The 11731-nt window shown below is 67.5% G+C and carries 12 protein-coding genes; 3 read left to right on the forward strand and 9 right to left on the reverse strand.

Going from position 1 to position 11731, the window contains the following annotated elements:
- Positions 1-30: 30 nt before the first annotated feature.
- The 7 genes from Q7J26_RS11445 to Q7J26_RS11475 all read right to left on the reverse strand — a co-directional run bounded on the left by Q7J26_RS11445 (position 31) and on the right by Q7J26_RS11475 (position 8077).
- A complete protein-coding gene (locus Q7J26_RS11445; RefSeq protein WP_052004914.1) occupies positions 31-735 on the reverse strand; it encodes an AraC family transcriptional regulator in 705 nt (234 codons plus the stop codon).
- Between the two features lie 36 nt (positions 736-771).
- Positions 772-1089 carry a hypothetical protein gene (locus tag Q7J26_RS11450; RefSeq protein ID WP_135194148.1) on the reverse strand — a complete coding sequence of 106 codons (318 nt, stop codon included), beginning with the start codon at positions 1087-1089 and terminating at the stop codon, positions 772-774.
- A gap of 297 nt (positions 1090-1386) precedes the next feature.
- Positions 1387-1797, reverse strand: coding sequence for a copper-binding protein (locus Q7J26_RS11455; protein ID WP_035307582.1), 411 nt, complete (start codon positions 1795-1797; stop codon positions 1387-1389).
- Positions 1794-4946, reverse strand: coding sequence for an efflux RND transporter permease subunit (locus Q7J26_RS11460; protein WP_112863184.1), 3153 nt, complete (start codon positions 4944-4946; stop codon positions 1794-1796). Before Q7J26_RS11460 ends, Q7J26_RS11455 begins: the two co-directional genes overlap by 4 nt.
- Positions 4943-6244 carry an efflux RND transporter periplasmic adaptor subunit gene (locus Q7J26_RS11465; RefSeq protein ID WP_112863185.1) on the reverse strand — a complete coding sequence of 434 codons (1302 nt, stop codon included), beginning with the start codon at positions 6242-6244 and terminating at the stop codon, positions 4943-4945. The genes Q7J26_RS11460 and Q7J26_RS11465 overlap by 4 nt, the downstream gene beginning before the upstream one ends.
- Positions 6241-7599, reverse strand: coding sequence for a TolC family protein (locus tag Q7J26_RS11470; RefSeq protein ID WP_135194144.1), 1359 nt, complete (start codon positions 7597-7599; stop codon positions 6241-6243). The genes Q7J26_RS11465 and Q7J26_RS11470 overlap by 4 nt, the downstream gene beginning before the upstream one ends.
- A 115-nt stretch (positions 7600-7714) precedes the next feature.
- Positions 7715-8077, reverse strand: coding sequence for a hypothetical protein (locus Q7J26_RS11475; protein ID WP_088582514.1), 363 nt, complete (start codon positions 8075-8077; stop codon positions 7715-7717).
- Between the two features lie 172 nt (positions 8078-8249).
- On the opposite strand from Q7J26_RS11475, the gene copC reads away from it, so the two are divergent.
- From copC to Q7J26_RS11490, 3 genes are all read left to right on the forward strand, one after another.
- Positions 8250-8612: a copper homeostasis periplasmic binding protein CopC gene (gene copC, locus Q7J26_RS11480; protein WP_088582513.1), complete on the forward strand. Its 363-nt coding sequence runs from the start codon at positions 8250-8252 to the stop codon at positions 8610-8612.
- A 6-nt stretch (positions 8613-8618) separates the two neighbouring features.
- Positions 8619-9554, forward strand: coding sequence for a copper homeostasis membrane protein CopD (gene copD, locus Q7J26_RS11485; protein WP_088582512.1), 936 nt, complete (start codon positions 8619-8621; stop codon positions 9552-9554).
- A 126-nt stretch (positions 9555-9680) separates the two neighbouring features.
- The gene (locus tag Q7J26_RS11490) at positions 9681-10952 is read left to right on the forward strand and encodes a type II restriction endonuclease (RefSeq protein WP_088582921.1); all 1272 of its coding nucleotides are present in this window, start codon (positions 9681-9683) and stop codon (positions 10950-10952) included.
- On the opposite strand, the gene Q7J26_RS17135 is transcribed toward Q7J26_RS11490, so the two are convergent.
- Together Q7J26_RS17135 and Q7J26_RS11495 are read right to left on the reverse strand one after the other, a co-directional pair.
- Entirely contained in the window at positions 10915-11112 is a 198-nt protein-coding gene (locus Q7J26_RS17135; RefSeq protein WP_353738806.1) for a hypothetical protein, read from the reverse strand. The genes Q7J26_RS11490 and Q7J26_RS17135 overlap by 38 nt on opposite strands.
- Before the next feature lie 122 nt (positions 11113-11234).
- A complete protein-coding gene (locus Q7J26_RS11495; RefSeq protein ID WP_088582511.1) occupies positions 11235-11576 on the reverse strand; it encodes a hypothetical protein in 342 nt (113 codons plus the stop codon).
- Positions 11577-11731: the final 155 nt, after the last annotated feature.

The following is an 11731-nucleotide window of genomic DNA, read 5'->3' on the forward strand; positions in this document are numbered from 1 at the left end:
TCGGGCTCGCCGCTTGAACGAAGCGGCTGCTCAGCCGGAGGGGACCAGGCGCCGCGGCTGCACCCCGAACATCGCCTTCATCGTCCGCGCGAGGTGCGCGCCGTCGGAGAAGCCGGCCTCATGGGCGGCGGTGGTCACGTCGACCCCGCCCGCCAGCAGTGTCGCCGCAAGCTGCAGCCGCCGCCAGAGGACGAACCGCTTGAACGACAAGCCTTGCGCTTCGGCGAAGACGTGACGGAACCGGTCGGCCGACAAACCCGCGCGGCCCGCAGCCGCATCGAGCCGCACGGGGCCTTCCGAGAGCGCGGCGTCGATGAACGTCAGGACGCCGGCCATCCAGGACACCGCGGGCGCGGCCGGCTCGCCTCCGGCTCCGCCCGCCTGGTCCGACCAGAACCGCCGACGGCCCTCGGCCGCCAGCACGTGGGCGCTGGACGCGCGGACGAGCACGGCCCGAAGCGCCGCGCGCGCCTCCACGCCCAGACTTCCCGGCTCGAAAAACAGGATCTCGGCCTGCGCCGCGGCGCCGAGCCGATGGCCCACGAGCGGATCGACGAGAAACGCCGTGGCGCGAAGGACGCGGCCGCCCGCAGTCTCGACGGCGATCGGCCGGTCGGCGAACACCGCCTGCGCCGCGAGGTGCCGGTGAAGCGCGTTGTCGCCGACCGCGCCGCGCCACCGCGCCCAGCCCGGGCCGATCTGCAGACCCCCGCGCCAGGCGCCGTCAGGGCTCACCGGCGCGCCACAGGCGGGAAACGACGCCGGATGGGGTCAGTCACGGTCCCGGCCCCCGGATCGGCCGCGGCGATCTCGCTCGTCGCGGCGGTCGGATCGCGCGGGCTCGTCGGCGTCGTCCTCGAGGCGCTCTTCCCGCGCCCCGGACGCCACGCCGGCGGGACCGATTCGCCAGCTCACGACGGCGACCACCAGGAGCACCAGCAGCAGGGCGGCGGCCACCGAGCCCCGGCGGGACCGCCCAAGAAGATCCGACGCGGGCGCCCGTCGTTGAGGAGTCAGATCGATGGACCTCAGCAGGCACGACAGGCGTGCCTCGCCCGACCTTGAGGGCATTCCGTTCATGTCGCTCATGTCACCCACCTCCTTCAAGATCGAACTCGGGTACTCCAAGGCGAGTTCCAACGCTGCGGTCCCTCAGTCCACGGTTCGGCTTGTTCGCACGACATCCCCGCGCCGAGCGCCGCCTCGAAGCCCATTCGGGTTCGGACCGAAACAACTCGGACAGTCGGCACTGTCCATCTTCACGCCGCTTTGAAGCCGTCTGCTGAACCCATAAAGGCTCGACGCGGCGGAGAAGCCAAAGGTTCCCCGCCGCGTCGTCAACCCGGACGCCGCCGCCCCGTGCGACGACAGTCCGGCAGCAGGGGATTACTGCGGCCGAATCGCCTTCACTTCGCCCGCGCTGCCTGTAACGACCAGATCAAACTCGACCCGGTCGCCGACCTTCGCCTGGTCAATCAGGGCGGGTGACGCCGCGAAGCCCATGGTCATCGCGGGCCATTCCAGACTGGCGATCGGCTCGTGCTCGATCGTGATCTTGCCGCCCTCCGCGTCGATGGCCGAAATCACCCCGCGCGCGGTCGCGGACTCCTCTCCGGCCGCCGACGACATGGCGTCCATCTCCGCCGGCGCCGCGGGGGCAACGGCGGAACCGGTGGCGGCTGGGGTTTCCGTCTCCGTCGCCGGCTGCTGACTGCAGGCCGCCAGGGCAATGACCGCCCCGGCTGACAGGCTCAGGCCGAGGGCGAGCCTGGCCGACTTCACGAACAGGTTTTTCATAGGGTAGCTCCTTGGGTGGGGGTTTGGGTGGGACGTGATTTCCGGCGTCTCAGGAGGAGATAGCCGGCTGGGATGACGAGCATCGACAGGAGGGGCGCGGTGATCATGCCGCCAATGACTGGCGCCGCGATCCGGGTCATGATCTCCGACCCCGCGCCGTGGCCGATCAGGATCGGGAACAGACCGCCCAAGATCACGGCGACCGTCATCGCCTTGGGCCGGACCCGCAGAAGGGCGCCCTCGCGAACGGCCTCCTCGACCTGCTCCCGGTCGGGATCAGGTCCTCGATCCTTCAGCGCATGTTTGAGATAGATCAGCATCACGACGCCGAACTCCGCCGACAGGCCAGCGAGGGCGATGAAGCCAACCCCGGTCGCGACCGACTGATCGAAGCCCATCAGATAGAGCAACCAGAAGCCGCCGGTCAGGGCGAATGGCAGGGTGCCCATGATGAGGAGGGCTTCGTCGAAGCGCCCGAAGGTCAGATAGAGCAGGATGAAGATGATCACGAGCGTGGCCGGAACCACGATCTTTAGCCGCTCGGCCGCCCGTTCCAGATATTCGAACTGGCCGGAGTAGGCGATGCTGACGCCCGGCGCGAGATCCACCTCGCTGGCGACCGCCTGACGCAGATCGGCGACGACAGACGCGAGGTCGCGCCCCCGAGTGTCGACATAGACCCAGGTGGTCAGCCTGCCGTTCTCGGACTTGAGCATCGGCGGGCCGTCCGCGATCTGGATATTGGTGACCGTGCCAAGGGTGATCTGCTGGCCCGACGGCGTCAGCATCGGCAGGGCGCGCAGTTGCTCCAGACTGTCGCGCAATTCTCTCGGGTAACGGACGCTGATCGGATAGCGGGCGAGCCCCTCCACCGTCTGTCCGATCGTCTCGCCGCCCACGGCGCCCGATACGATCGATTGGACATCGGCGATGTTCAGGCCGTAGCGGGCCGCCGCGCGCCGGTCGATGTCGATGTCGACATAACGCCCGCCGGTCAGGCGTTCGGCCAAGGCGGAGGTCACGCCCGGTACGGTCCTGGCGACATCGGCCACCTGGGCCGCGATACGGTCCATCGCGGCCAGGTCAGAGCCGGACACCTTGACGCCGACGGGGCTCTTGATGCCCGTCGCCAGCATGTCGATGCGATTTCGGATGGGAGGGACCCAGACGTTGGACAGTCCGGGGACCTGAACCGCGCGATCGAGTTCTTCGATCAGTTTTTCCGGGGTCATGCCCGGCCGCCATTCATCGCGCGGCTTGAACTGGATGGTGGTCTCGAACATCTCCAGCGGAGCCGGATCCGTGGCGGTTTCCGCCCGGCCCGCCTTGCCGAACACGGTCGCCACTTCGGGCACGGTGCGGATCATCCGGTCCGTCTGTTGCAGCAGTTCCGCGGCCTTGGCCGGGGAGAGACCCGGCTGGGCCGAAGGCATATACAGCAGGTCGCCCTCGTCCATCGCCGGCATGAATTCGCCGCCGAGCTGGCTAAGAGGCCAGGCGGTGGTGGCGAAGATCAGCAAGGCTGCCACCAAGGTCTTTCTGGGATGATGCAGCACCCAGTCCAATGGCCCGCGATAGATGCGCGTGAGCCAGCGATTGATCGGATTGCTCTGTTCGGCCGGGATCCGTCCGCGGATCAGATAGCCCATCAGAACCGGCACGAGAGTGATGGACAGGATCGCCGCCGCCGCCATCGCATAGCTCTTGGTAAAGGCTAGGGGCGCGAACAGCCGGCCCTCCTGGGCCTGCAGGCTGAACACCGGGATGAACGACAGGGTGATGATCAGCAGGCTCAGGAACAGCGCGGGGCCGACCTCCACGGCCGCCTCGGTGATGACCTTCCAGCGATCTTCGCCCGCCAGCTTTTCATCCGGGTGATCGTGTTCCCATCGTTCGATGTGTTTGTGGGCGTTCTCGATCATGACCACCGCCGCATCCACCATGGCGCCGATGGCGATGGCGATGCCGCCCAGCGACATGATGTTGGCGTTCACGCCCTGAAGATTCATGATCAGGAAGGCCGCCAGGACGCCCAGCGGCAGGGTCAGGATGGCGACCAGCGCCGACCGGGCGTGCCAGAGGAACAGGCCGCAGACCAGGGCGACGACTATGAACTCCTCGATCAGCTTGCCGCTCAGATTGTCGATCGCCCGGTCGATGAGCTGCGAGCGATCGTAGGTCGTCACCACTTCGACTCCCGGGGGCAGTCCGGCTTTGAGCGTCTCGAGTTTCTCGGTCACGGCCGCGATCGTGGCGCGGGCGTTTGCGCCGGATCGAAGGATGACGACGCCGCCCGCGACCTCGCCTTCGCCGTTGAGCTCGGCTATGCCGCGTCTCATCTCCGGGCCGATCTGGATGGTCGCGACATCCCCGAGGCTGATCGGCACGCCTCCAGCCGCCGTGCGGAGCGGCACGGCCCGGAAGTCGTCGAGCTCGGTCAGATAGCCGTTGGCGCGGATCATGTATTCGGCTTCGGCGAGCTGGAGCACCGAGCCGCCCGTCTCGCCGTTGGCGCGCTGGAGAGCGTCCACCACCGCCTGATGGGTGACGCCGTAGGACGCGAGCCTGACGGGGTCGAGCACCACCTGGTATTGCCGCACCATGCCGCCCAGGCTGGCGACCTCGGCGACCCCCGGCACGGTCTTCAGCTCGTAGCGGAGGAACCAATCCTGCAGGCTTCGCAATTGCGCCAGATCGTTGCGGCCTGTGCGATCGACCAGGGCGTATTCATAGACCCAGCCTACGCCGGTGGCGTCCGGACCAAGTGCCGGTTGGGCGGTCGCGGGAAGCCGCGCCTGCACCTGGCTGAGGTATTCGAGGACCCGGGAACGCGCCCAGTAGAGGTCCGTCCCATCTTCGAACAGCACATAGACGAAGCTGTCGCCGAAGAAGGAATAGCCTCGAACCGTTCGCGCGCCGGGTACGGACAGCATGGTGGTCGCCAGAGGATAGGTGACCTGGTTCTCGACGATCTGGGGCGCCTGCCCCGGGTAGCTGGTGCGAATGATGACCTGCACGTCCGACAGGTCCGGCAAGGCGTCGACCGGCGTGCTGCGAACCGCGAACAGGCCGGCGGCGAGCAGGGCGACGGCGGCCATAAGGACGAGGAAGCGCCCCTTGACCGAGGCGCGAATGACCGCGGCGATCATTGGCTCGACCTCCCGCGCGAGGCGGGCGCGGCCATGGATGCGCCCGTTGGGGCGGCGGTGGCGGGCCGGGACGTCGGGCCGATCGGCCGCGCCGTTACGCCTGACAGGCTGGCTTCGGAATCGATCAGGAACTGCCCCGACGCGACGATCCGTTCGCCTTCCCTGAGACCGGCGAGGATCTCGGTTTGCCCCCCGGCTTCTCGCCCGACACGGACCTCGGCCGGTTGATACCGGCCTTCCGGCCGGGCGAGCATGACAATGTCCCGTTCACCCGTTCGGATCACCGCCTCGGTCGGCACGAGCAACGCCGTCGTCGAACCGCCGCCGAAGGTGATCCGGCCGAACATGCCGGGGCGCAAACGGCCCCCGCGATTGGCCATTTCGATCCGTCCCGTGACCGTGCGGCTGTCGCCGACGAGTTCCGGCAACAGGGCGGTCAGACGACCCGTGAACCGCTCTCCCGGGAACGCGGTCAAAGCCACCTCGACGGACTGTCCGACCCTTAGCCGGCTCCCCAGCGCCTCCGGGATGGCGGCATTGACCCAGACGGTGGCCAGGCCGTTGATCTCGGCCAAGGTCATGCCTTGGGTCACGCTCATGCCGGCGCGCACGCCCAGGGTCTTGATCACGCCGCCAGTGGGCGTTGAGATCGTGATCGTGTTTCGCGCCCGCCCGCTGCGCTCCACCGAGGCGATCAGGCTCTCGGACATGCCCATCAGCACCAGTCGCTGCCGCGCCGCCTGGATCAGGGGCGTGTTGCCGGTGCGCCGTACGGCCAGATATTCCGTCTGGGCGCCGCCCCAGGTCGGGATGAGCAAATCGACCAGAGGCGCGCCCGCAGCGATGACATCGCCCGGCGCGCGGTTGTAGACTCGCTGCACGAAGCCGTCGGCCCGCGACTGGACCACGGCGATGTCGCGTTCATTGTAATCGACCACCGCCGTGGCGCTCAGATCGCCCTCAAGGTCGCCACGGCGAGCCGTGGCATACCGGACCCCCAAATTCTGGGCCAGCGCCGGATCGATTCGAACGCCGGGGGTGGCGGTCGTTCCCCCCTCATCGGCATATTTGGGGATGGTCTCCATGTTCATGGACGACTTCCCCGGCCCCGGGTAGCGTTCGTTTGGAACCATGGGATCGTACCAATAGAGGATCTCGCGCTCCCCTCCCCCCTCGGCGGTCTCACCGCCGGCCCCATCCAGCCGCGGAGCGACGACGATGCCGGCCCCGACGCCGACCCCGACCAAAAGAAGCGCGCCCATGGCGATGCCCAGGCGTTTGTTGCGAAGGGCGTTCATCGGTCGTCGTTCCCATAGGTGAGAGTGATCTCGACCACTTGACGCATCACGGCGGCCTCGCGATCGAGCGTGTCGAGCCGGGCGTTGGCCACGGCGGTGAAGGCTTCGAGAACTTCAACGATGCCCGCCCGACCCGCCGCATAGCTCGCGGTTTCGAGATCGGAACGCTGAAGGACACTGGGCAGAACGACGTCGCGCGACCGGACCCATTGATCGTGAGCGGTCGCGTATTCGGCCAGGGCGCTTCGCAGCGACGCGGTCAACACGCGCTCAGCGTCCTCACGCTCGGCGGTGACCCGCAGCGCATCAGCGGCGCGCGCGGCGATGACGGGATCCTGCCTTCGACCGGGAAAGATCGGCAGCCGCACGCTCGCTCCGACGGAGAACAGATCGCCGAACCGCTCATCGCGGCGGGCGTAGCTGGCTTGGAACGACCAGTCCGGGCGACGTCCGGCGCGGGCCAGGTCGACCTCGGCTTCGGCGCGGCGCGCGGCGGCTCCATAGGCCCGCACGGTCGGCAGCTGGGCGATGCCGTTCCGCAAGGCGGTCAGGTCGAGATCGTCCTGCGGCGGCGGGCCAACCGTCTCGGGATCGGCGTCGCCCGTCCACCGGGCGAGTTCGGCTCGCGCCTTCTCGATGTCGGCGGCGAGACTGCTGCGGCGATCGTCAAGATCGGCTTTGAGCTGAACGGGCCCGAGAGCGTTGGCGGGCCGATAGGCGCCGGACGCGACTCCGGCCGGGGCGGCGTCCCACAGGGGTTGCAACGTCGCCAGCAGCTCTTCCAACGCCGCAAAGCGGCGTTCGGCATAGAACAGGTCGATCCACGCAAGGCCCACGGCGACCCGGACCTCTCGTCGCGCGACGGACTCCTCAGCGCCGGCGACGCCGATCGCCGCCTCGGCGATGTCTCGCTCGGCGCGACGACGCGCGCGGCTGGGCACCTCCTGCTCGACGCCGATCCTGAGCATGGTGAAGTCTTCATCGAATTGCCCCGCGAACGGCCCGGTCACCGGATATCCGTCGAGACCGACGGAGAGCCGGGGGTCCGGCAGAAGCCCCGCTGCCGGAACGGCCGCACGAGCGGCGTCGACACCCAATGCGCTGGCGCGCAGACTGGGTGCGCTGAACGCCGCGCGGGCCAGGGCCTCGTCGAACGTCTGGGGGTCAGCCTGGGCCGGCGCGGTCCAGACGCTCAGGAGCAGAACGGAAGCGGGAAGGATCGCCCAGCTTGCGGTTAGCTCACGGCACCGGGTGGGCGCCGAAGCCTCGGCTCGCCGCGTCGTGACGCGCGGCAGGCGGACACGGGGCGGCTGACAAGCAGACGCGCGTGTCGCCGTCCTCAAACGAATGGTCATGAAATTCCTCGAAACCATCGGACCCGCCGTGAGGGCAGGACACCGGCGAAGGGCTCAGATCGATCGGTTACCGCGGCGTAACGTCGCGCACGGCCTACCGTTCAGCGAAAGCGTTCTAAGCCAGCCGTTTCGGCGGATTCTTCAGTGGAAGCGGGCCTGCGCCCTCTCGCACGACATCGACGGCTGCGAACCGGAGTCCCCGCGGAGCCGAAGGCCGTTGAACGGTCGGCGCCGGCGGCATGGGCGCCGCGACGGCGGCGCAGCCCATCTTGGCGATGCAGTCGGGCGTCATCTCGTCGCAAGGGCTAGTAGCGCCGCCGGAAGGCCCGTCCGCCATCACCATCATCTCGGCGCAATCCATGTCCGCCATGCCGCCCGTCGCTTCGAATACCTGGAACGGCGTGGCGTGCGCGGACGACTGGCCGACGAAGCCGGCCACCGCCAGGGCGAACAGAAGGGTGCGGACGAGGTTCCACATGCGCGGTCATCCCACGCCCGTCGGCCGGCCGTGTCAAGCGACCGACGGGCTGGCGTCGGGCGCGCGCAACGCAATGCTCCGGATCAGCGCGCGCCCGCCCGCAGTTCGAACGAGGGATTCAACCCCGGCGCCCGTATAACTCATTGAACCCCTCTGGTTTCGGAGCCTCCCTATGACCACTCGCAAAATCCTTTCCGTCGTCGGCGCCGTCGGCGCCCTGCTGTTGGGGGCGACGCAGGCTGCCGCCCACGCGCGCGTCGTCGCCTCCAACCCGGCGGCGAGCGCGAGCATCGCCTCGCCGCGTTCGCTGACGGTCACCTTCAGCGAACGCGTCGTTCCCGCTTTCTCGGGCCTCGAGGTCGTGAACGCCGCCGGTGCCAAATTCCCGGTCGCGACCACCGTCTCCGATGACGGCATGACCGTTTCGGGACGGACGGCGCGACCGCTCGCGGCCGGCGCCTACAGCCTCAACTGGCATGCCGCCTCCGCCGACGGCCACCGTATGACCGGCGCCATCGCCTTCACGGTACGCTGACCCATCGTGCTCGACGTTCTGGTCATCCTGCTCCGGCTCGCGCAGTACGGCGGCGCGGTCGTCCTGCTCGGGACGCCGCTGTTCCTCCTCTACGGGTTGCGCGGGTCGGACGCGGTGGCCCTCGGCTGGACGAGATCCTTGCTGGTCAGCGCGGCGGCCGTGGTCGCCATAGGCTCCGCCGCCGCCTTCGCGGCCCAGACCGCTGTGATGGCGGGCTCGCTGACTGAAGGTCTCAAGCCGGCGACGCTCGGCTTCATGCTCACGGGCACGAGCCTCGGACCCGCCTTTCTCGTCCGGACGCTGGCCGCGTTGCTCGCGCTTCTTGCGCTCATTCAAGACAAGCCGTCCCGCGGCCTGTGGAAATTCGTCGCTGTCGCCGGTCTTATCGTCGGCGCCAGCTTCGCCTGGACGGGACACGGCGCGGCCACCGAAGGCGCGGGGCGCTATGTTCATCTGACGGCCGCGATCCTGCACAGCTGGGCGGCGGCGGTGTGGCTCGGCGCGCTCGCGGCCTTGCTGATCCTGACGTTGCGGCGGCGGTCAGAAACGGTCGATGGCGATAGGATCCTCTATCGAGCCCTTCACGGATTCGCCGGCGTCGGATCCGCATCGGTCGCCGTCCTGGTTCTGAGCGGACTGGTGAACAGCTGGTTCATGGTCGGACCCGATCGTATCGCTGGCCTCTTGAGCACGCCCTACGGTCTGCTGTTGACGGGCAAGCTCGTGCTCTTCGCGCTCATGCTGGTTCTGGCGGCCGCGAACCGCTTTTATCTGACGCCCCACCTCGGCAGCGCCCTGGACGATCCCGAGTATCTTGGCCCCGCCATTTCACGGCTGAAACGCAGCTTGGTGATGGAGACCCTCCTCGCCCTGGGGCTGCTGGCCCTGGTGTCCATCATGGGAACCCTGGCTCCGGTCTCGGCCATGGAAATGGCGATGTAGCCGTTGGCGCGCGCCGAACGCGCTGGAGCCAGGTGCGTCGCACGCGCTCTTGGGACCGGCTGCGAATGGCCGTTGGCCCAGCGACCTGGACCCGCCTAGACTGCTCAAGAATTGAGGGGGCGCGCCGTGTCAGATCGAGTTCGTGATCTTATTGAACAGTGGCGGCGCGACCCGGCTGCGACCTACCAGACCTGGTTCTTGTGGGACGAGCGTCTGAAGAATTTCCGCTCCATCCGTCGCGGCATCGGCCAGGTCGTCAAGGAGATCGAAGCAGGCCGGTTCGGCGTGGCCTATCGCGGGTCGTCGCTGGAGACGATCGTTCATTCGGTGGCCGAACAACGGCAGATCTTCAAGGGCGCGGACCATGCCTTCCTCTGGAAGCCCAAACTTCGCATCCCGGACATCTACGAAAACCCGGCCAATCAACGCGCTTTCGGCCGGCTCCTGCATCACTGCAGCTGTTGTTCGACAGCAACGGAAATTCTCGCGGGCATCCGCACGATCGACCAACTCCGAATCAAGGGACTCGGGCCTGCAGTGGCCAACCTGATCTATTTTCTCCATCCCACCCACGTTTCGCCGTTCAATACCGCGATCGTCAACGGCTACAACGCGATCACCGGATCAAAGGTCAAGCTCGGGAGCTGGGAGCACTACCTTGCGATGCGGCAAGGAATTTTGGCCCTCAACGCTCGCTACAGCGATCTTCTGTCCAACGATCTCGGGGCGATCGCGGGCTTCCTGTTCGACGTGGGCTCCGGCCGTTATCCCGCGCCGCCCCTGGACGACGAGAGTCTGTCCGCCAGCGGCTGGGACGCGCGGCTGGCCGAAGCGCGCGCCGAAGCGGTCAAGTTCGAGAAGACCGCGCTCCAGCAGGGCGAGACGGACCGGACCCACACAGAGATCCAGGCCTGGGTCCGTGATCTGGGTCGCGCGCTGGGCTACAGGGTCTGGATCGCGTCCAATGACCGCGGGCGCCAGCACGAGGGCGCACGCCTGAGCGAGGGCTGCCTAGAACAACTACCGCCGTCGCTGGCGAACGGTCCAGGCGCCGAGTCCATCCGGCTGATCGACGTACTCTGGCTGGAGGGAGACGCGGACCGCGTGGCGGCCGCCTTCGAGGTCGAGCATTCCACCACGATCTACTCCGGTGTCGTGCGAATGCTGGACCTCGCCCTGTCAGGCGAACTAAACATCTCCGCCGGCCTTTTCCTGGTCGCTCCCGACAGCCGCGAAAACGATGTGCGGGCGCAGTTGCAACGTCCGGCCTTCAGCCGGATCGCCGATCTCAATGTGCGCTATCTGCCCTACGGAGAACTGGAACGGCACCGGGCATCAATCGCCCGCTTCGGAACCGGTCTCAGGGCTCTGACCGAGATTTCGCACCGCGTGACCTGATCGTCGGTGACTGGCCCGCCTCGCATCCAGGTCGTTCTGGCTCACAGGCCTGATAGGCAAGAGCGCGATCCTCCAGCCGCACCCGCCAGGTGATCAGCATGGCATTAAGCGCGGTGAACACCACTGCTATCCAGACCTGGCCGAAAACCAGCGGCAACATGGCGATCTCAAGAGATGCGATCCAGTAGTTGGGATGACGAATGACCCGGAAGGGCCGGATCGGACTAGCGGCGCGCCGGGCAGGTGATGATCCGAGTGGTCCAAAACCGGCCAAGGTCGCGATCACCCCGCTTGCTCCAGCGCGCTCGTCGTGCTCTCGGCCATCAGGGCGACTGCGTGTTCCAGGAACAGGTCGTTCCGCTCCGCGAAGCTGTGCGGCTGCAGATACCAGTCCATTGGGACGCACGAATGCCGTGTGTCGATCAAGGCGTTTCGATAGATAGGCGCCAGCCGCTCGAAACCGCCGTGGGTCGTGGCGAACATTTCGGCCCCGTTGGCCGCGACGTCCTCTTGCCGCAGGATGTGCGGCGGCCAGGCGGTGGTCAGGGCGGCGAGACGCGGTGGTGAAGTCCGGTCGTTGTCTCTTGGCAGAGCTTCCTGTGATCGAGCCGTCGCCTGCCTCATGGCTCCCGCTTGCGAACCGCACGCGCCATTTTCAGGTCGCGGGAGATCCGTATCCACAGCAGGATGAAGCCCGAAATCACAATGCTCAGGGTCAAGGCGGTAGTGATGATGATCAGGGGGTGATTGAAGTCCTCGCCGTCGTTCCAGTCCATGAC

Source organism: Brevundimonas sp. (assembly GCF_030656255.1).
Taxonomy (GTDB): domain Bacteria; phylum Pseudomonadota; class Alphaproteobacteria; order Caulobacterales; family Caulobacteraceae; genus Brevundimonas.

Bases quoted from the DNA above. Each gene is read 5' to 3' on its own strand.
- Q7J26_RS11450 (WP_135194148.1), bottom strand. From the start codon at position 1,089: ATGAGCGACATGAACGGAATGCCCTCAAGGTCGGGCGAGGCACGCCTG.
- Q7J26_RS11455 (WP_035307582.1), bottom strand. From the start codon at position 1,797: ATGAAAAACCTGTTCGTGAAGTCGGCCAGGCTCGCCCTCGGCCTGAGC.
- Q7J26_RS11460 (WP_112863184.1), bottom strand. From the start codon at position 4,946: ATGATCGCCGCGGTCATTCGCGCCTCGGTCAAGGGGCGCTTCCTCGTC.
- Q7J26_RS11465 (WP_112863185.1), bottom strand. From the start codon at position 6,244: ATGAACGCCCTTCGCAACAAACGCCTGGGCATCGCCATGGGCGCGCTT.
- Q7J26_RS11470 (WP_135194144.1), bottom strand. From the start codon at position 7,599: ATGACCATTCGTTTGAGGACGGCGACACGCGCGTCTGCTTGTCAGCCG.
- Q7J26_RS11475 (WP_088582514.1), bottom strand. From the start codon at position 8,077: ATGTGGAACCTCGTCCGCACCCTTCTGTTCGCCCTGGCGGTGGCCGGC.
- copC (WP_088582513.1), top strand. From the start codon at position 8,250: ATGACCACTCGCAAAATCCTTTCCGTCGTCGGCGCCGTCGGCGCCCTG.
- Q7J26_RS17135 (WP_353738806.1), bottom strand. From the start codon at position 11,112: ATGTTGCCGCTGGTTTTCGGCCAGGTCTGGATAGCAGTGGTGTTCACC.
- Q7J26_RS11495 (WP_088582511.1), bottom strand. From the start codon at position 11,576: ATGAGGCAGGCGACGGCTCGATCACAGGAAGCTCTGCCAAGAGACAAC.